This window comes from Denitratisoma sp. DHT3, from assembly GCF_007833355.1.
Classification (GTDB): Bacteria; Pseudomonadota; Gammaproteobacteria; order Burkholderiales; family Rhodocyclaceae; genus Denitratisoma.
Genome location: NZ_CP020914.1, coordinates 1,374,822 through 1,394,921, shown reverse-complemented (window position 1 = coordinate 1,394,921; position 20,100 = coordinate 1,374,822). Strand labels below are relative to the sequence as shown.

Genomic DNA, 20,100 nt, shown 5'->3' with positions numbered 1-20,100 from the left:
TCGCCATATGCCTTTGGGTTTGCATGGCTACTCAAGCCTGGGGACAGGCGGCATTGCCGACTGATTACGACATTCGACTGGCCAGGCAGCGTATGGAGGAAGCGCTTGGCTCCGGCAAGCTGCCCAAGAACTTCGGTGCGCCTTCAGTCCCCAAGGTTGAGTCCTTGCCCAAGCCAGAGGCAAAGCAGGCCGATATTGCCAAGATCGCCGAAGGCTACCGCCAGTTTCCGGCCGCAAGCAATCGGCCGAGCACATCAGACTCGCCGGAGTTGATGATTTTTGTGTCCTTCTCGATGCCTCGGGAATCTCTGGAGCGAATCGTCATCCAGTCGGAAAAGTCTGGTGCGGTCATGGTATTGCGCGGTTTCAAGGGCAATTCGATGGCACGGATGGGGGAGGAAATTGCCAAGCTGATCGGCAAGCGAAACGTCACGGCTCTCATCCACCCGCCGGCGTTCACTCAATTCAAGGTGACGCAGGTTCCGGCGCTGGTACTGGCCAAACCCAGCCAGGCAACCCGGATTGGCACCGATGGCTGCGCAGCCCCAACGAGCTACATCAAGGTCGACGGCGATGTCACCCAAGACTACGCCCTTGATCTCATCGAGCGTCAGGCGCCGACTTGGGCCGATGCGGCTCGGCAATTCTCGCTCAGACTGGCAGGCCGAAAGCCATGAGGTTTCTCGGGCTGCTCTATCTGCTCATCTGCGGTATTACGTCGGTCTTTGCTCAGGGCTATGACGCCAGCACCGCTTTTGGCGATGGAAGATCGCTCGGGTCAGGAGCGGTGGGTGGCGCATTTCAGGGAATCGGTACCGGAAGTGCGACAGCCATTGTGCCGGGCTATGGCCAGAGCGCCAGCCAGACCCAGTATTACCAAGGGGGCATGGGGCAGCTTTCCGGCCCCGGGGTTGCCAAGGTGACGGATTGTTCCAGCCAGGCTCCGGATGCGGACGCCTATCGACGGCAGGAGTGCGATGCCGTCAATTTCGTTGCCCGGAATCCCAGCGTCAGGCCCGCTTTCTCGATCGACCGGGCCACGGATCCTCTGATCAGTCGCGCCAACGCGATCGCCAGCAATCCCGCGCTGCAATTCACCGGCATCAATGTTGGATCGAGCACGGAATCCTGCCGGGTGGTGACGGATACGACCCCAGCGACTTTTACGACGGAAATCTGCACCGAGTATCGGCCAGTGACCAGCAATTTGTGCTCGACAGCGCGCCAGATCACGGTCGATCAGCATCACCTGTACCAGTGCGTCGAGCAGATGCAGACGCTGAGCAATGCAACGTGCTACATCGGTCGCCAGATTGCGGTGAGCACCGCCTACAACTACCAGTGCAACCAGACCGTTCAAGGCTACGAGACCTTGAGTTGTCGCCGCGGCGTCTCGGCGACGGTGGGTTTCGGTCAATGCACGCCCGGGGCATGGCTGGGCCGAACCGCCTTCATGGACTGCAGCTGGTGTGTCGATCCTTACATGGCCATGAACATTTTCTGTGGAAGCGATGGTCATTCCTATGTCGTCGAGCCATACCGCTCCTACGACGGTGTCAATCGCTACGACTACAACTGGATCGGTTATCCGTGGGATGGCAGCTATGGCCGGTTTCCGGTGGCGGTGGCCCCAGGGCAATCCGTCACCGATTACTACGTCAGCAATCTTGGTTTCGGTTGCAACCTGTACGTCTACTTCAGCGTCAGCTGCAACTCGACGACCTGCACGCCATCCATGCGGAACGTGAGTTCCGGCTGCAATTCCTCGGGCGGAACGGGCACCGGGGCCGTCCTGCAACTCCCCATGTCGAAGACGGTCAGCAGTTGGACCTCGAATGAGTGCGCCACCTTGCAGCAGCGGGCAAGATGAAGTTCGCCATTCGGTATTTGTTGGCGATTCTGCTCGTTCTCGGCGGACATGTGTACGCGGCCGATTGTCGGCTGGAAAGTTCGACCTGCGTGGATAGCACCGCCAGCAAGACGATATCGGGAGTCGTGGTGACGCTGGCGGATGTTGGTGGCTGCTGGGAATATCAGGATACCTACACCTGCATCAAGCCGAACTCGATCGACTACTGTTCGGCTTTGACGGCAGCCGGCTGTGGGCAGACCAGCTCGGTGTGCAGCGACACGGCATTCAATGGCACGTGTAACACCTACACCAAGACGTTCCGCTGCGGAAACAACCAGGGCACGCCCACCAATACGGTTCGTCTCGACAACACCTATTCATTGGTCACGGATACAGCGAATACCAGCCAGTGCAGCAGCTATGCGCAAAATTCGCGCTGTCGCCTGGCGTCGCATTCCTGCGTGGATTCCACTCCTTGCAAGCTCGATTCCAGCGGGGCGACCGTCTGCCTGGCCGGTGTTACACCGCCAGCGGGCGGACTGAATTCCACGGCAACCTGTTGGAGTTACCAGGACGACTACTCCTGCATCGCCGAAAACCATGTCGACTATTGCTCCGCCATCAAGGCGACACAAGGGTGCGCCTTGGTCAGCTCGACCTGCGACAGCACCGCGTTTGACGGCTCCTGCAACCAATATACCCGTCGCTACCAATGCACCAATGTCACGGCATCGACCGGTACGCCGACCGTGGTCGAGCTCAACACGTCCTACACCATCCGATCCAACACGCTCGATACCAGTCAATGTGCCTCGCTCGCCAACAGTAGCAACTGCGTGCATGCGGCGACGACTTGTACCGACAGCACACCGTGCAAAACCATCAACGGCTTGCAAGTGTGCCTTTCGACGGTCTCCCCCTTGCCGGCTGGAGCGCAAAGCTCCGGAGATTCCTGCTGGACGAGATCTGAGGATTACACCTGTGCCGGCAGCACACTGACAAACGACTGTCAGCCCTTGGTCGATCGCGGGTGCACGCCAGTGTCCTCGCAGTGCGTTGACCCATTGCCATCGGGCGGCTGTGACATGAGCGAGAGGACGTATTCATGTCCGGCATCGCCAGCAACCCAGAGCCAGCGCACTGTGTGCGACCAGCGTTCATTTTGCCAAGGCGGCGCCAACTGTTTCGATACCAGCAATCCTGCGGATCAGGATTTCGGTAAAGCCATGGCCTCCATGGAGGCGGCCCGCGAGGCCGGGGTTTATGGCGCCGATCAACGCCTGTTCAAAGGTACGGGTGAGCGATGCCGGAAGAAACTCTTCGGTCTGGTCGACTGCTGCAAGAAAGGCGGTGGTGGGGCGGCCAGGAGCAATCACAACCTGATGGCAGCCACCATGCAGGGTGTGATGATTGGCGGCCAGCTCGCGATTAACGCCGGCAGCAAGTACATGTTCGACTTCATGTACCCGGAATTCACCAGCTATATCGAAGCCGGTGCGCAGGCCATGATTTCCTCGGAGGTGCTCTTCACGCCGACGAATTTTCAGCCGTCCTTCACCTTCTACGGCCTGACATTCTCGACGGGTGTAGTGAGTAGCGGGTTGCTGGGCGGACCGATTTATTCGCTCGGCTCCCTGGGTAGCTTCAACCTGTACTTCGATCCCTATTCCCTGGCGGCAGCCGTCGCGCTGCAACTACTGTCGGAGCTGCTTTCCTGCGAGCAATCCGAACAGCTTCTCGCGATGCACCGGGATGCCAGTCTGTGCGTGCATGTCGGATCGTACTGTTCGGCACGGGTGCCCATTATCCGGACCTGTATCGAACAGACCCAGTCCTACTGCTGCTTCAACTCCCGCCTGGCAAGGATCATCAATGAGCAGGGCAGGATCCAGGTCGGCAAAAGCTGGGGGAGCGGCGAGAGCCCGGATTGCTCCGGCTTCACCACGGCCGAGTTCGAGCACTTGGACTTTTCCCGGATCGACATGAGCGAATTCATCCAGGAAATATCTTCCAGCGTTCGCATTCCCAGTGCGAGCTCGTTCGGCCAAAACGTGCAAGGCACCGTCCAGCAGCGCGTCAACAGCTACTACAACCGATGAAACGACACCGGGCCTCCGCAATGGCACTCTGTTTCTTTGCTCTGTTGTCGAGCGAGGAGATCCTCGCGACCGAATTAAAGCAATACCTTCTGACTGCCATCGATGCGCCAAACGGCCGATCTGGTGGCGAAATGAGCGGTCCGATGGCTGATTTCTTCAAGGGACAGACACGTTCATCGCTGCCGGTACGGGTCCAGGTCAGGACTATCAAACACTTCTCTGCCGCAGGGTGCGCTCGATTGGAGGCTACCTTGTCGCAAGACGGCGTGCCCACGACCAATGGTCAGCAAATCCCTTTTGCAGTCCGCTACGAACTGAATTTGTGCCGCGATGGGCGTCCGCCGACGGAGGGTATGGATCTCGACGCGGCATCACGGGCGCTGTACCGCGATGCGCCTTCGCAATAATGAGAGAATCCTTTTTTTGATAAACCACAGGGAGTACCTTGATGAACAAATCCGAGCTGATCGAAGCATTGGCAACAAAGGCTGAGCTTTCCAAGGCGGCCGCCGGTCGTGCCGTCGATGTTCTGGTCGAAGAAATTGTGACTGCTGTTGCCAAGGGGGATTCGGTGGCATTGGTAGGCTTTGGTACATTCAAGTCGGCTGCGCGCGCAGCTCGCGAGGGCAAGAACCCGAAAACCGGCGAGAAAATCAAGATCGCTGCAACGACGGTGCCGAAGTTCTCTGCGGGCGCCACCTTCAAACAGAAAGTCGCCGCCAAAGCCAAAAAGAAGTAAGCCGGGAGGGCTGTGTCGTCACCGGGCACGACCCGGCTTGAACAATCAACGATCGTTTAGTTTTTCTTGCATTAAGGGTCAATGCAAGGCAAACTTCAACGATCGTTTAGTTTTTTGGAGAATCTTATGGCAAACAGGGAAGTCAGTATCTCCTCTGTCGTCGAGCTTGGAGAGATTCTTCGAGCTGTTCGCAAGGAATCCGGGCTGACTCAACACGACGCTGCGGCGCTATGCAACGTCAGTCTGCCATTCCTTAACAGTCTGGAGCAAGGGAAGCCGACCGCCCAGATCGGAAAAGTCCTGTCCGTCTGCAGCCGGTTCGGTATTGACGTCAGGCTGAGATTGCCGGGTGAGACGGCATGAGTGCTTTGCTTGTCTCGGCAGATGGGATCCCGGTCGGAACCATTGAAATCGAAAATGGGCGGTGGGAGTTCGGCTACGAGGCGGAGTGGAAGGCTTATGCGCTCTCGCCGAATTTTCCGATTGCCACCGGAAAGTTCGAAGACACTATGGACGCCAAGCCGGTTGAGTGGTTCTTCGAGAATCTGTTGCCAGAAGGCCGGCTGCGTGACCTGATCGCCTCCCGGGACAGAATCGACCCACGAGACACCTGGGCGCTTCTGATTCGGCACGGACAGGATACCGCGGGAGCGCTTTCGCTGATCCCTGAAGGGTTCGACGTGGCGACAGAGGAAATTCTGGTGCCGCTCGCGAGAGAGGCCCTACAGGAAAAGATTGAGGAATCCAGGGCGCGCAACCTCCCGCTGATGGCGTCATGGGAAGAAATCGGCATGTCTCTGGCCGGTGCCCAAGAAAAACTGGGGCTGCGCATCGACGCCAGCGGCGCGATGTTCCTGCCCGAAGGTTCAGCTCCATCGACCCATATCGTCAAACCCGAGAACGCCAGCGCGGACTTCCCTCATTGTCCGGCCAACGAATTTTTCTGCATGCGCCTTGCCCATGAGTTGAAGGTCCCGGTACCTGCGGTTGGGTTGTTGCATCTCCCAGAGCCGCTTTACGTCATCGAACGATTTGACCGGGTGCCGTTGGATAAGAGCGCGGAAAAGGTACCTGGCAGGGCATTCGCACGGCTTCATCAGATCGACCTGTGCCAGGCCTTGGGTGTGGCACCTTCAAAGAAATACGAGAGCGAGGGCGGGCTGGGGTTGCATCACTTGTTCGGAGTTCTTCGCGGCACCTTCATCGATCGCCCGATCGTGGCGGCCAATGCCGTGGTCCAGTGGGTCGCCTTCAACTATCTGATCGGTAATCTGGATGCTCACGCCAAGAACATTGCTTTTCTGATGCGGGGGCAAAAAGCGGCGGTGGCGCCGTTCTACGACATGCTCTGCGTGGAGGCGTATCTGCCGCGACAAACCATGTCCATGTCCATCGCCGGCGAGAACAAGCCTGGCTGGGTAGAGGGGCCGCACTGGGATGCGATGGCCTATGAGGCTGGGGTGGCACCAAGGCTGGTTCGCGGCGTCTTGGCGCGGATGAGCGCTGACCTGCCGGACGCCATTTCCAAAGTCATCGGTGACGAAAGGCTTTTGCCGGTCGAGCGAGATTTTCTGCGAGAGAAAGTGCTGCCTGTCATTGAAGAGCGGCGAGGGTTCGTCGCCGATGCACTCAAATCTCGACAATCGACGGTTGGAGAACTGCTGACCAGGAAGGAATTCGATCCGTCGGTGGCGGAACGTCTGGCCGATCTTTCGTGATGTCTCTCGGGAGGTATCAGGCGGCGGTCGCAACGGATTGCGAATGGACAGGTGTTTGCCGATGGCGCCTATTCCATGCAGTAACAGACAAAGCCTCTGTTCGACCCATGGGGCCGGTCGCATGACAGTCCATGCACTCAACCATCCATCCGCCAATATCTACTTCGCTGGATTTCGCATGCTGGCTTCCGCAAAATGGGCACGATTCAAGAATGTCCATGGCTCCTCCTGTTTTTTGTCATAAGTATATTGGAATGTCGCAGGCATCCAGTAGCCACCAATGGATTGGAACGCATGAGGACATGCAGTCAGGCATGGCTGGTTTGAACCTCCATCTTTTCCGTGCGTCCACTTGTCCGCGTCGCTTCCTTGGAGAGATGACTCTCCGTTCCAGCAGTGCGCCGCAATCGATCGATGTACCCAGCCAGATCCTCGACATGAACATAGCGTCGCCGGGCCTGCAGAATGGTGGGGACGGGAAATTTTCCCTTGCCGATTTGATTGTGTGCCGTTCGGAGGTTGATGCCGATCTCGCGAGCAGCCACGGAGAGCGGAAGCAGAGAACGGCCGTAGCGCATGGACAAAATCTCCAGGCTGTTTTCTGTGGTGACGTGGTTCATTTCAGACTCCGATCAGCGACATCGTGATCGTAGCGATGGTGGGGCGGAGCTTGTGGCTGAAATGCGGCCGTAAAGTACGCAATTCGGGCGGCACGTCTCGGTTCGCATGTGTCCCCTTCAGGGGAGGCAATGCTCAAATTACCTCTGCCGGTCCTATTGAACGGCAGGAGTTCTATCCGGCGAACGCGAACAACCAACCCGTGGCGGTCATTGGGTGGTTGACTGAGCGGGCGAAGAGAAGCCAGTCTGGCGCTATGATCCTCGAAGCCGACTCCGCGAACAAAAATGATGGTGGCTTACAGACGATCTCTCTACAATATCCAGGAATCACTGAGTAATCGTAGGGTAGCCGATACGGTCATTTTGGTGACTGGCCTAGCAAGTCGGAATGAGTTTAAGCCCGATAAATGGGCGGGGAGGCATGGGTGGCTATGATGCGAAGAAAATCCGTCACGCTTGCACTTGGAGTGCCGGGCCAAGCGGAGGGGCGTGCAACCCTTCAGAGCGACCGTGGGGACGAGACGCAGGCGCTGTTTATGTACCAATGGGCGGCAGGCGTTATCACGCTGGCAGGTGCGCTCGCCTCTCTGAATGAGTACGTCGCGATCTGGTGCGAGCACCACGATGATCTGTTGGCCGAACTTCCGACGGGCGGATTCCATGCCATACAGGTCAAGACCGTCTCGGCCCAGGGGGCTACCTGGACCTGCGGTGACTCAGGTTTTGTGGATGCCGTGCGCAAATTTGCGGAGCACGAGTCCAAGTACCCGTCCAAAATTCAGCAATACATCTTCTTTTCGAACGCAAAACCGTACGTCCCAGGGAAGACGGCCAAGGCGCTGACGAAACTGGCGAGCAGCCCGCTCAGGATTCGCGACGAGTGCCGAATTGCTGTGGGAGCAGGAAGCATCCCCACGCCCTACAAGGCTACTTTCGACTCTCTGGTGAAAGCCTCAGGGGCTCTCCAAGAAACCGTGTTCAAGGTGCTAAGGAAGCTGGAGTTTCAGGCCGGGCCTTCGTTAGAGGGGTTCCGAGAGCAACTTGGCCCAGTCGTCGGCGGTATTCCAGCCTGCAAGCAATTCACTCTCGCATGGCTCGACAAGGTACGCGACGAGCTGCTGATGCTCGTCGGGAAAGCGAGTTCGCTTGATGCTCCCGCCCTGGAGTTCTACGCATCTATTCTGCAGTCGGACGGTCGGCCGGCAGGGGCTGTGCGTGGCAAGCGCGTCTCTGTAGAGGACTTCGAGATTGTCCTGAACCAGCACCCATCAGGCGCGTTCCGTTTTGCCGAGGTGGGCGGCCACCTGCGATTGGGCAAGGCCTCTGGCCAGATGGAGGTTCTTCGCCAGAAAATGAACGCGGGTTTCGTCGGAGCCTATTTTGACTCAGTGTGGCTGCAAGCAATGGCTGCTGAGCGACGACTGATAGAGCGCGCACTCGAAGACCCCGAAGTGGCTGTGCGGGTCACTAAGCAGCTCGAAGGCATAATGCTGGTTGAATGTCAAAACGCTGAAGCCGAGGCAGCCCTAGAGGCCGATGAGCGTCGTCGTGGCCTATTGATTTACCAGCGAATCTTACAGCGCACCGACGACCTATCTCGCCATGACAGGGCGACCGTCGAGAACGAGCGTCCCGAAACCTTGAGGGGAGTAGCCGGTCTTCTCTCGGGTAGTTGCAAATTTGCCTGGGGCGTTCCTCCTGATACCGGAGGTGCCGATGGCACTTGAACTTGTGCATGCGCTGGCCAGAACCGAGCTCGATGATCATCTCCACATGGCCCGTCTGTTGATGCTGCTTGATGCACACGCGGGAAAATCAAACAAGCCTGTTGAGGGCGTAACCAAACTGGCAAAGCTTGATTTCCTTCTGCGGTATCCGAACTGCCTGGAGCGAGCCCTTGTTGCTAGGAGTAAGCCTACGGCACCTGCGCACATTCAGGATTTCGAGCGCACGACCATTGAGTCAAAGATGGTCCGATTCAGGTACGGTCCGTGGGACCATCGATACCGGCGATGGATTGCACTGCTTGTGGGAAAAGGCCTGCTGCATGCAGGAGTAGAGGGCAGAACAGTCAAGCTTTGGTTGACAGACGCAGGCCACTCGGCCGCCCAAGTATTGGGGAACTCTCCGGACCTCGAAGACCTGTCGGTCCGAGCCAAGCTGGTCACGAAGACTTTCGGCCCGATGAGCGGCACCGCGCTCAAGGACTTCGTTTACGCCACCTTCCCCGAAATCACTACCATGAGGTGGGGTGACCCAATCACCATATGAAGATTGTTCTCAAGTTCCTCGAACTGCATTTCCGCAAGTCGGTCGAAATTATCGAGTTCGAGCGCGTCAATTTCTTCTGGGGGAAGATTGGCGCTGGAAAATCCAGTATTGCCCGGCTGGTCGACTATTGTCTTGGCGCAGATATCAATCTCACTCCAGCCCTCCAGCTCGAATTCGTCCAGGCGGTGCTAAGCCTTGAAGTCGAGGGCCGAAGACTGACTATCTACCGGGAACGGGAATCCAGTAACGTCGTCGTGGCATGGAGCGACCGTGATCAAGCGTTGGAGGTGATCATTCCAGCCCGAAAAGCTGATGGCGTCGTAGTGCCTGGCTCTTCAATTGAGGTGCTTTCGGACTTGATCTTCCACCTCGCTGACTTGCCAGCACCCAAGGTGCGCAAGGGGCGCCGAACAGCAGACCCGAGCATGGTACGGCTCAGTCTTCGTGACCTCATCCGGTTCTGCTACATAGATCAGGATGAGATTGACAGCGACTTTTTCCGCTTGGACATCGAAGGCGACTGGGCTCGTCGGGCGAAAAGCGTTGACGCGATGCGCTTCATCTTGGGCTACCACCAGGACCAGGTCGCTGCGCTGGAGGCAGAGCTTCAGGCTCTTCATGAGCAGAAAACGGCTGCCAGGGCTGCAGCCGAGGCGCTGACCAAGGTTCTGGAGGAGTCGGGCTTCTCCAACCCTCTTGAAATCGATGCGCGTATCGAGACGCTCAGCGCCCAACGCGATAGGGTTCGCGAGGCTGCAGCTGCCGCTAGGCAAAAGAGAGGAAAGGGAGGAGAGCATGCCGTCGACACCCTGCGGCAAAAAGGCCGTGTGCTCAGCGCGGACCTCCAAGGCCTTGAGGACATGCTCCAGGCTGTGCGGCAGAGGGGCGAAGATACAGAACGCCACCTTAATGAACTTAAGATGCTCTCGGTTCGTTTCAGCCGAACGAAGTCGGCTCGGACACTATTGGCTGCCGTCGACTTCACTGAATGTCCTCGCTGCACGCAAGGTTTATCGACCAGAGCAGCCGATCTGTGCCCGGTTTGTGGCCAACCCGAACACCAACAGCCTCGCGATCACATGAGCAATGAGGTCGTAGAGGCTGACCTGAAATCACGAGCTGGGGAGCTCCAAGAGACGCTCCATGGGCTCAGGCAGCAAGAGCAGCGTATCGCGCGACAGTTGGAGCGAGCGCGGATCGAGAAGGCGTTGGTCGACCAGAGTCTCGACCAGCGGCTACGAGACTACGACTCGGCATTTATGTCTCAAGCACTTGAGTTTGAGCGACAAGCAACAGCGTTGGAGCAACAGGTCAGTTCGCTTGTTTCCTATCGTAGGTTGCCAGAGCGATTGGCAGACCTCCTATCGACTGCTGATTCCCTGCACGGGCAGGAGAGTGAGTTGCGTGCGAGACTGCTTCGCGAAAGAGACAAGGCGTTCAAGGACCGCACCAACCTTGAAGATCTTGAAAAGCTGTTCCTGGATTGCTTGGTCCGTTCATCCTTCCCGGGCATCAACGATACTTTCAAGGTTTCTATTGACCCCAAGAGTTTCGTTCCAGAGGTATTCCCTACCGACGCCGCTGACTTTGCAGTGACCTCGTTCGCAAACATGGGTAGCGGTGGCATGAAGACCATCTTCAAGGCCTGCTACGCCTTGGCACTTCATCGACTCGCAGCCAAGACTGGCGCAGCACTGCCGTCCATATTGACGATGGATTCGGCCATGAAGAATGTCAGCGAGCGGGAGAACATAGAACTTTTTCAAGCGTTCTATAGCATGGTGTACGAACTCGCTGCGGGTGAGCTCGAAGGCACACAGTTCATTCTCATTGACAAAGAGATGTTCCCTATCCCCGAAGAGATCGAGGTGACGGTCTGTTCTCGTCACATGGCTCCAGGTAGCCGCGAAAACCCACCTCTGGTGCCGTACTACAACGTACCAGAGATAGGGCAGCAGTCATCAGAATCGATAGGTCCTAACGATGAGCTTTAGACTTGGCGGGGGTGCTTATGCTTATGGGTGGTTTCCGAGTCGTGGCTTGATGCGGCGATGAAGACCCTTTTCTACGGCCTTGTTAGGCGCTCAACCTTAGTGAATAGCACCACAGAATAATGCGCAACCTATTCGAATCCCAGCTGGCGGTCGCAGAGCAACTGACATCCAGTTCTGAAAGGTTTAATTACCTCTGTTCGGTTCTTCGCTCGCTATATCAGGTGGCTGCGGTGACGGCGCTAGAGATTATCCGCGAGCAGACACCCGACGCCGTGGACAACGCTGCTTTAGGTGCTTTTGCCAAGCGGTTCAATCAGCCCACGGATGGATTGCCTGTCGAGATCCTTGAAGTCGCGACGCCGGTGATCCGGAGCTATGTCTCCCGAACCTACCACTCGGGTTGGTTCGAACGCGATCCAAACCATGCCGATACCCTTGCAGCTGTTGCTTCGGCATGGGTGGCATTCAGAAATAAGAAGCCGGCCCACGGCGTGCTGAGCAAGGCCGACGCCGACGAGTGGGCGCCGAAGCTCTTGTTGCTGCTGGGTCGCAGCCTAGCGTGCTTCGGTAATACCTTGCCTCGCATCGTCGATGCCAACATCCTCAAGGTCAGAATCGGTTCATCGGAACTAACGTTGAGGACGCCTTTGCTTCATGCAGGAATGCCAGTGGTAATTTCGGGCGTTGAAGCGCGCAAAGGCATCTGGAAGCTCGAAGGCCAGACGCTAGCCTGGGACAAGTCGGACTTGTTCACAGTCGACCTGCTTGAGGGTTCTGTATTCGAGGAGCTGGAGTCGAACTTCCCCAGTAAATTCGACGTCATTGAGCTGGAATTCAATGGCAACAAACATTCGGTATTCAGCAACGTACCAGTGCGACAGACCAGTACTTTCGAGGGGCGGTTCAAAGAGCTCGCGGCGCTGGCCGAGTGGATGAATGAGCCAGATGAGTCGAAGTTCTGCCTCATCTTTGGCGATGGGGGTATCGGTAAGACGACGCTGGCCCTTGAGTTCTTGAACCGTATCTTGGATGGCAACGAAGTCCTGACGGCAAGACCGCCCAGCATCATCAGTTACTACTCGGCAAAGATGACACGCTGGAGCGACCAGGGCGTGGTCCACCTTCAGGGCATTTCCGACGCGATGGAAGACTGCGTTCGGGAATTGCTGTATTGCCTTTATCCAGTGCTGGGCAAGGACTATTACAAGCTCACCGGCACAGCGTTGGTTGATAGGGTCGCATCCGAGTTTGCCCAACAGGGCTTTAATCGCAATGACATTCTTCTGGTGCTGGATAACACGGAAACGCTAGCGACGTCCCCAGAGGAGGTGGATCGCTTCAGCGGCTTCCTGAAGCAGCTCGGCAAACGTCTTGGCCGTGTTCTCATCACTTCTAGGCGAAGGGAATTTGTCGCCTTTGAGCCGCTTCAGATCAGCGCCCTCTCGGACGAAGAATGCACCTCACTCATGCGGAGACTGGCTGATGAATACAACGCAACCGCTATCAAGCAGGCCGGCGAGGCGAAGCTGCGTCGGGCGGCAAATCAGCTTGCCAACAAGCCGCTGCTCATTGATGCGCTCGTAAAGTATCTGGCTAGGTCGCCGGTCGGCATCAATCAAGCGATCGAACAGGTATTCAGAAAAACCAACGATCAGCTATTGGAGTTTCTGTATGACGACGCCTGGTTACGCATCAACGAACTTCAGCAGGACGTTTTCTTGGTTCTGGTCTCTGCGGCAGTTCCTGTCAACAGTTTTTGCGTCGCCGATGCTTGCGCGCTAGTGGGCATTCAGCACGTCGAATTCCAGAAGGCCCTCGACGAGACCTACTTTGCGACAGTCACCGACTACGGGGATCGCTACGACCTGCAAGTTGTCGACCTTGCAGGTCGATTCTTCCAGCAGCAACTGCAAAAGCGCAGCGAAGGAGATTGCCGTAGGATCAAGGATTTCGCCCTCAAAGTGGATGCACAAGCTGCGAGGCGCAATCGTGTCGAGCAGGCTTATCAGCAGGACCGGGTCGCAGGAGCTTTCCGAAGCCAATTCGCCAAGGCCGCGAAGATTGCGACGGCACAAGGCGACCTAAGAGCAGCGGAAGACTACTTCAGGTTGGCACTCGAGGAAGAGCCAATGAACGCGGCGCTTCACGATCGGTTCGCTTGGTTCCTGCTAAACCGGTGCCAGAGACCGGATGATGCCAAGACGTTTGCAGAGCAAGCCACTAAGCTTGATCCGCACAATGCGGATGCGTCACTGACGCTGGCACTGAGCTGGTATCGGCTCGACGAGCTTGCAAAGGGTGATAAGGAGATTGAGGCTGCGAGCAAGAAGGGTAAGCCGCAGGCGTTGTGCCTGCTGCGCATTGGCATCGCCAGGTATCACGCTGTAAGGAAGTTGCCCTATGCCAAGGACGCTCCGGATCTGCTGAAACAGGGTGTTGTCTCTATTAGCCAGGCGATCAAGTCGATGGACCCCGAGGACAGCTTCATCTCAAAAAACATGCGAGAAGCACGCAGGTATGAGAAGCTCTTCCAAGAACTTCAATACGTGATCAAGTCGCGGCAAATCGTGTCGGACGACGTGGGGCCATAGCGTTCACTATCCGTTTTGGCGTTCGTGACGGTATCAGCGAGGTGAAAATCTCTTCGGTATTCACGTGCGCTTGATCTGCTGTCGGCTACTATTTCAATGCTTGAGAGCGGTTTCAGAACCAATAGTCTTGAATAGTCAGTACGAGATCGAAATTTCGTCATCGCCTGGAAACCCGCATGAATACTAAGCGTTCGTCTGGAGACGGTATTAGTGACGGTATTGCGAGGGGTAAATCTGATGAAGACCAGTAATGGCAAGGCTTTCAAGGCCGTTGTAATAATAGAGTGGGAGTGAGGTTTATTTTTAAGTTGTTGATTTTTATAGATAAATTTAGATTAAACAACTATCCTGCCTGCATCATCAATGGTATTTTTCATGGTATTTCTTGAGTGTGCCATTGAAGAAGTCGCCGATACCATGTTCAAGTGCAGTGTGACCTCATGGTATCGGTCGGGAATCGCTTGTAGCAGCGACATGCTCTTCTCTTTTGATACCACTTTCTGATACCATCAGAAAATGAAGCGTAAGCACCAGCGTACCTTGGAGTTGCTCTTTTCCCGGCCTGTCTCGGCCAATGTCCGCTGGGCCGACATCGAGGCGCTGTTCATCGAATTGGGTGGGCAGCTTGCCGAGAGGGAAGGATCGCGGGTGCTGGTGCGCTTGTTCGGCGACAGGCGGGTGTTCCACCGACCGCACCCGGAGCCGACAACGGACAGGGGCGCGGTGGAATCCATCCGCAAGTGGCTGGAAGATCACGGAGTGAAACCATGACCATGCACAACACCATGACCATCGACGGTTATCAGGCCGTCATCACTTTCGACCCTGACATTCAGATGTTCCGGGGTGAGTTCCTTGGCCTGAATGGCGGGGCGGACTTCTACGCCAAGGATGTGAAGGGCTTGCAGCGCGAGGGCAAGACCTCGCTGAAGGTGTTTCTGGATGCCTGCGCCGAGGATGGTGTGGAGCCGCGCAAACATTTCTCCGGCAAGTTCTCCCTGCGGGTCGATCCCTCCATCCACGAGGCAGCGGCAATCGCTGCGGCTGCCCACGGGCAGAGCCTGAATCAGTGGGCAGAGGACGCACTTCGACAGGCGGCGTTGGCAGTTTGATTTCGTGGGGAATTTCCGAGCATGGTATTTTTCATGGTATCGGCAATTCCTGAATTTTCAACCATTTGATTTTCAATGAGTTTTTTGGCTTATTGATAAATGAGTGGGAGTGAAATCAGGTCCTTCGGGGACTATCGTGACCTATCGAAGAACTGTCGTAACGTGTTGATTTAAAAATAAATACGTCACGACAGCTATCGGTGGCTATCGCCGGCCAGCAAAACGGATTGGCGGTAGAGGTGACGGTAGAAACCGGAGGCCGGATTGAGACCCTCCCGTTTACTATCCAGACCAAACCGGTCTTTGACGGTAAATCTCTCCTCAGGAAAGCTTGTTTCATGCGGCTTTCCGAGCATCAGCAGGTCTCCTGACCCCTGACGGTAAAAGCCGTCATGAACAGGAGAAAAAACCTCGATGCTTACCGACACCGCATTACGCAATCTCAAGCCTAAGTCCAAGATTTATAAGGCTTCCGACCGCGATGGCATGTACGTAACGGTATCGACCACCGGTACCGTCACCTTCCGCTACGATTACCGTCTCAACGGCCGGCGCGAGACGCTGACCATTGGACGGTATGGGCCGTCCGGCATTTCGCTCGCGATGGCCCGCGAAAAGCTGCTGGATGCCAAGAAGGCCGTCGCCCAGGGCAAGTCCCCGGCGCATGAAAAGCAGCGCGAGAAGCGCCGCCTGACCGCCGCCAAGAACTTCGGCGACATGACCGCCCAGTGGCTGGCCGGTGCCCGGATGGCCGACAGCACGCGCGCGATGCGCAAGAGCATCGTCGATCGGGACATCCTGCCGGCCTTCCAGAACCGCCTGCTCAACGAAATCACCGCCGATGACTTGCGTGCCCTGTGCGGCAAGGTGAAGGGGCGGGGCGCCCCGGCTACCGCAGTGCATGTCCGCGACATCGTGAAGCAGGTCTATGCCTTTGCCATCCTGCATGGGGAGAAGGTGGACAACCCGGCGGCCGACGTGGGCGCAGCCTCGATTGCGACCTTCGTGCCCAAGGACCGCGCCTTGTCGCCGCTGGAGATCCGCCTGATGTCACGGCAGATGGAGTCGGTGGCCACCTATCCGACCATCCGGCTGGCGTTGCGCATGATCCTGCTGACGCTGGTGCGCAAGAGCGAGCTGATCGAGGCCACCTGGGACGAGGTCGATTTCGAGAGCGCGACCTGGACCATTCCGAAGCAGCGGATGAAGGGGCGCAACCCGCATGTGGTCTACCTGTCGCGCCAGGCGCTGGACATCCTGGTGGCGCTGCACACCTGCGCGGCCGGCTCGAAGTTCGTGCTGCCGTCGCGCTACGACTCCGACCATTGCATGTCGCACGCGACCCTGAACCGGGTCACGCAGATCGTGGCGCAGCGGGCCAAGGCCGCAGGCCTGCCCCTGGAACCGTTCACCGTCCACGATTTGCGCCGCACGGGATCGACGCTGCTCAACGAGATCGGGTTCAACCGCGACTGGATCGAGAAGTGCTTGGCGCACGAGGAAGGGCGCTCCTCGCGCTCGATCTACAACAAGGCCGAGTACGCTGAGCAGCGGCGGCACATGCTGCAGGAGTGGGCGGACATGGTCGATGCCTGGATCGACGGGCGCACCCATGTGCCGAAGCTGCTGCCGGAGAACACATCGGTCCCGGTTCTCAGCGCGGCTTTGTGAAGGGAGGGCCGCATGATAACCGTATCGAGACTCTCTGTCGGCGACCAGCGCAAGGTTTGCACACAGGACGAAAAGATCACTCTGGGTGATCTTTTGTGGTCCTTGTCAAACTGGCCTATCTTGGCTAAAGTTTATAAATCTGTTATTTTGAGCACTATGGATGCTCAAAATTCAGGGAAATTGAACCGATTGCTGGCCGAACTGGGCGATACGCGCTTGGTGTCCAGCCGCTGGCTACGGGCGCACGGGTACTCCAACAGCCTTGTGGCGCGCTACACAGGCTGTACTGCTGTTGCTCGGGGCGGGTCTTGCGCGGCGGCGCGTCGTGGGTGCGCAGCAGTTCCGGCGCGATGCCGTCGAGGAAAGGCGAGGGCGGCGGCGTGCGCCGCTGGCCGCGCCAGGCGCGCTCGCGGGCGCGGGTGAGGAACAGCCGGTCCTTGGCGCGGGTCAGGGCGACGTAGAACAGGCGGCGTTCCTCGGCCGCCGCTTCGGGGTCGGCACGGTCGGCGGTGCCCCACGAGAAGGGCGTCAGCCCGTCCTCGACGCCGACCACGAACACCACCGGGAATTCCAGCCCCTTGGCGGCGTGCATGGTGAGCAGCGAAACCCGGTCGGCGCGGGCGTCCCAGAAATCGGCTTCGTTGGATAGTGCGACCTGTTCGCGCAGTTGCGTTTCGTCCGCCGCGCCGGCGGCGAGCGCGGTGAGCCAGTGGCGGGCTTCGAGCAGCGCGGCCTGGCCGGCGGCGTCCTGTTCCGGGCGCAGTTGTTCGGCCGCGGCGGCCAATCGGGCAGGCAGTGGCTCGGGCAGGGTGGCTTCGGCGTCCTGCCGGGCCAGCGCGTCGAGCAGCGCCGCCACCAAGGGCTGGCCGGCGATCGGCGCGGGCGAGCTTTTCTTGTACGGGATGCCGGCCCGGTCGAGGGCGTCGCGCAGCGCGGCGGCCTGCGCGTCGGTGCGGTAGAGCACGGCGAAATCGGCGAAGTCGAGCGGTCTGTCGCCGCCGGATGAGGCGCCCTTGCGGCCGGCGGCGAGCATGTCGTGGCCGCCGAGCAGGCTTTCGATGGTGGCGGCGACGAATTCGGCTTCCGCCCTTTCGTCGGGTGCGGCATGCAGGGTCAGCGGCTCGCCCGGCGGGCGGGTGATGTCGTCCGGCGCGCCGTTGCCGATCACCTGCGCGGCGGCGCTGACGATGTTGCCGGTGGAGCGGTAGTTGCGACCGAGGCGCAGCGTCCGGGTGCCGGGAAAATCCTTGCCGAAGCGGGCGAAACAGGCGGCGTCGGCGCCGCGGAAACCGTAGATCGCCTGATTCGGGTCGCCGATCGCGCAAATGCTGGCGGCGGCCGGTGCGAGCAGTTGCAGCAGCCGGTACTGGCGGGCGTCCACGTCCTGGAATTCGTCAACGCAGATGTGGCGGAAGCGTTGCCGCCAGCGGGCGGCGATGGCCGGGTCGCTTTCGAGGATGTCGACCGGCAGGCCGACCAGATCGTCGAAATCCACCCATTTCCCGGCCTGGCCGAGCCGGCGGCAGGCGGCCAGCGCGGCGGCGGCTTCCTCGTCGGTCGGCGGCAGGCCAGTGCGCTTGAGCAGCGACACGGTTTTCAGCAGGCGCATGGCCTTGGCGTGGGTGATTTCGAGGTCGGCGGCGAGCGCGGCGGCGCGTTCGCTTTCGTCGGCTATGCGGAAATCCGCCGGCAGGCCGGCCGCCGCGCTTTCGGCATGGAGGAAGGCCAGCCCGAGGGAATGGAAGGTGTGGATGGCGCACTCGCCAGCATCAGCCGCCAGCAGCGCGGCCAGCCGTTCGCGCAGTTCCTCGGCGGCGCGGCGGGTGAAGGTGATGGCCAGGCAGGCGTCCGTCGGTTCGCCGCGTTCGAGGATCAGGTGCGCGAGGCGATGGGTGAGCATCCGCGTCTTGCCGGAACCGGGGCCGGCGGCGACGATCAACGGGCCGTCCACCGCTGACGCGGCGCGGGCCTGGTCGGCGTCGAGCGCGGCGAGCAGGCCGGAATGGCCGGAAGGCGCGGGGGCCTGCGGCGGGGATGGCGGTTCCGGCGGCGCTTCGACGACCCTGGGCGCCGGCGCGGCTTGCAGTGGTGGCGGCAATGGCAGGTCGAACAACAGGTTGCCGTGGCTGAGGCGCTTCAGTTCGCCTTCCTCGAACAGGCGGATCACGCCGTATTCGCCGTCGTAGCCGGCCTGCCGGATGACGCGGCCAGCGCGCAACCGGTCGACCGCCTCGCCGAGCAGCGGATGGACCCGGCGGACGTCCTCTACCGGTGTCTCGCCGAGGATCGTGAAATCCGGCCCGAGTTCGGCCGACATGCGGTCGTAGGCCCGCGCCACGCCTTGCGAGGCGACGCCGCTGCCGAGGATTTCGGCCAGCATCTCGGGCAGCGGCACAAGGCTGGTCACGCTGCCGGCGGTCGGCGGCGGGGTGCCGATCTTGCGGTCGGCCAGCGCCTCGACCCGGTGCGCGACGCCGACGGTCAGCGGCTTGCCGCACACCGGGCAGCGCCCGCCGTGGGCGATGGTCTGCACCGGGTCGAAGCAGACGCCGCAGGCGCGGTGGCCGTCCATGTGGTACTTGCCTTCCTCGGGGAAGAATTCGATGGTGCCGACGTAGCCATCGCCGGTTTCCAGCGCCCGGCGCATGGCGAAGTAGTCCGGCGCGCAGTCGAAGCGCGTCGCCTCGCGGCCGAGCTTGGCCGGCGAATGGGCGTCGGAATTGGAGATCAGCCGGTAGCCGTCGAGCGAGGACACCCGCCAGTTCATTTCCGGGTCGGACGAGAGGCCGGTTTCCACTGCGAAGATGTGATCGGCGAGGTCGCCGTAACATTCCTGTATCGAATCGAAGCCGGATTGCGAGCCGAGCGCCGAGAACCATGGCGTCCAGATGTGCGCCGGCACGAGGTAGGCATGCGGTCCGGAGGCGAGAACCACTTCCAGCAGATCACGCGAATCGAGGCCGAGAATCGGCCGGCCGTCGGAGGCGATGTTGCCGATCCGCCCGAGGCTGGCGGCCAGCCGGTCAACGGTGGCGAAATCGGGCGCGTAGACCACGTGGTGCACCTTGCGCGTGCGCTCGCCCTTCTTGTAGATGGTCGAAATCTCGGTCGACAGCATGAAGCGCACCGGCGCCCGGCAGGCCGGTGGCAGGGTCTTCAGAATCTCCGCCTCGATCTCCGGGCGCAGTGCGAACAGGCCGCTGCCCTCGGCCACCAGCTTGTCCTTCATCTCGGCCAGCCAGGCCGGATGCACGCAGTCGCCGGTGGCCACCACCGCAATGCCCTTGCGCGCCGCCCACCAGGCGAGGTGTTCCAGGTCGAGGTCGCGGCTGGTGGCGCGGGAGTGGTGGGAATGAATGTGCAGATCGGCGTGGAAGGCCATGATCGGGGCGGGTCCGGTCTCGGTTCTATACAATTTCCGAAATTATAGGAG

16 protein-coding genes and 1 pseudogene are annotated in these 20,100 nt (G+C 59.2%); 14 read left to right on the top strand and 3 right to left on the bottom strand.

Going from position 1 to position 20,100, the window contains the following annotated elements:
• The first annotated feature begins 23 nt into the window (after positions 1-23).
• The 7 genes and pseudogenes from trbC to B9N43_RS06280 all read left to right on the top strand — a co-directional run bounded on the left by trbC (position 24) and on the right by B9N43_RS06280 (position 6,408).
• Complete coding sequence (gene trbC, locus B9N43_RS06310) at positions 24-677, top strand: type-F conjugative transfer system pilin assembly protein TrbC (protein ID WP_186454006.1); 654 nt, start codon at positions 24-26, stop codon at positions 675-677.
• The gene (locus B9N43_RS06305) at positions 674-1,870 is read left to right on the top strand and encodes a hypothetical protein (protein WP_145841459.1); all 1,197 of its coding nucleotides are present in this window, start codon (positions 674-676) and stop codon (positions 1,868-1,870) included. The genes trbC and B9N43_RS06305 overlap by 4 nt, the downstream gene beginning before the upstream one ends.
• Positions 1,867-3,783, top strand: a pseudogene (traN, locus tag B9N43_RS06300) (conjugal transfer protein TraN); the annotation flags it as partial. The gene B9N43_RS06305 and the pseudogene traN, both read left to right, overlap by 4 nt.
• 188 nt (positions 3,784-3,971) lie before the next feature.
• Positions 3,972-4,358 carry a hypothetical protein gene (locus B9N43_RS06295; RefSeq protein ID WP_145841457.1) on the top strand — a complete coding sequence of 129 codons (387 nt, stop codon included), beginning with the start codon at positions 3,972-3,974 and terminating at the stop codon, positions 4,356-4,358.
• A 41-nt stretch (positions 4,359-4,399) separates the two neighbouring features.
• Positions 4,400-4,690, top strand: a complete 291-nt coding sequence (locus B9N43_RS06290) for an HU family DNA-binding protein (protein ID WP_145841456.1) — start codon at positions 4,400-4,402, stop codon at positions 4,688-4,690.
• Between the two features lie 81 nt (positions 4,691-4,771).
• Positions 4,772-5,053: a helix-turn-helix domain-containing protein gene (locus tag B9N43_RS06285; RefSeq protein ID WP_145841455.1), complete on the top strand. Its 282-nt coding sequence runs from the start codon at positions 4,772-4,774 to the stop codon at positions 5,051-5,053.
• Positions 5,050-6,408 (top strand): HipA domain-containing protein, encoded by a 1,359-nt coding sequence (locus tag B9N43_RS06280; protein ID WP_145841454.1) that lies wholly within the window; start codon positions 5,050-5,052, stop codon positions 6,406-6,408. Before B9N43_RS06285 ends, B9N43_RS06280 begins: the two co-directional genes overlap by 4 nt.
• A gap of 16 nt (positions 6,409-6,424) precedes the next feature.
• Here B9N43_RS06280 and B9N43_RS17740 read toward each other — a convergent pair whose 3' ends face one another.
• Complete coding sequence (locus B9N43_RS17740) at positions 6,425-6,628, bottom strand: Lar family restriction alleviation protein (protein WP_145841453.1); 204 nt, start codon at positions 6,626-6,628, stop codon at positions 6,425-6,427.
• A gap of 88 nt (positions 6,629-6,716) precedes the next feature.
• Complete coding sequence (locus tag B9N43_RS06270) at positions 6,717-7,028, bottom strand: pyocin activator PrtN family protein (protein ID WP_145841452.1); 312 nt, start codon at positions 7,026-7,028, stop codon at positions 6,717-6,719.
• A gap of 431 nt (positions 7,029-7,459) precedes the next feature.
• On the opposite strand from B9N43_RS06270, the gene B9N43_RS06265 reads away from it, so the two are divergent.
• The 7 genes from B9N43_RS06265 to B9N43_RS06235 all read left to right on the top strand — a co-directional run bounded on the left by B9N43_RS06265 (position 7,460) and on the right by B9N43_RS06235 (position 16,667).
• Positions 7,460-8,755, top strand: a complete 1,296-nt coding sequence (locus tag B9N43_RS06265; protein WP_186454004.1) for a dsDNA nuclease domain-containing protein — start codon at positions 7,460-7,462, stop codon at positions 8,753-8,755.
• Positions 8,745-9,299 (top strand): hypothetical protein, encoded by a 555-nt coding sequence (locus tag B9N43_RS06260; RefSeq protein WP_145841450.1) that lies wholly within the window; start codon positions 8,745-8,747, stop codon positions 9,297-9,299. Before B9N43_RS06265 ends, B9N43_RS06260 begins: the two co-directional genes overlap by 11 nt.
• Positions 9,296-11,293, top strand: a complete 1,998-nt coding sequence (locus B9N43_RS06255) for a hypothetical protein (protein WP_145841449.1) — start codon at positions 9,296-9,298, stop codon at positions 11,291-11,293. The genes B9N43_RS06260 and B9N43_RS06255 overlap by 4 nt, the downstream gene beginning before the upstream one ends.
• 119 nt (positions 11,294-11,412) lie before the next feature.
• On the top strand, positions 11,413-13,884 hold the full coding sequence (locus tag B9N43_RS06250) for a hypothetical protein (RefSeq protein ID WP_145841448.1): 2,472 nt from the start codon (positions 11,413-11,415) through the stop codon (positions 13,882-13,884).
• Between the two features lie 516 nt (positions 13,885-14,400).
• Entirely contained in the window at positions 14,401-14,655 is a 255-nt protein-coding gene (locus B9N43_RS06245; RefSeq protein WP_145841447.1) for a type II toxin-antitoxin system HicA family toxin, read from the top strand.
• Positions 14,652-14,996: a type II toxin-antitoxin system HicB family antitoxin gene (locus B9N43_RS06240; protein WP_261379402.1), complete on the top strand. Its 345-nt coding sequence runs from the start codon at positions 14,652-14,654 to the stop codon at positions 14,994-14,996. Before B9N43_RS06245 ends, B9N43_RS06240 begins: the two co-directional genes overlap by 4 nt.
• Positions 14,997-15,410: 414 nt before the next feature.
• Positions 15,411-16,667: a tyrosine-type recombinase/integrase gene (locus B9N43_RS06235; RefSeq protein WP_145841446.1), complete on the top strand. Its 1,257-nt coding sequence runs from the start codon at positions 15,411-15,413 to the stop codon at positions 16,665-16,667.
• A gap of 154 nt (positions 16,668-16,821) precedes the next feature.
• Here the strand turns inward: B9N43_RS06235 and B9N43_RS06225 are convergent, their stop codons facing one another.
• A complete protein-coding gene (locus B9N43_RS06225) occupies positions 16,822-20,049 on the bottom strand; it encodes a UvrD-helicase domain-containing protein (protein ID WP_222428826.1) in 3,228 nt (1,075 codons plus the stop codon).
• Positions 20,050-20,100: the final 51 nt, after the last annotated feature.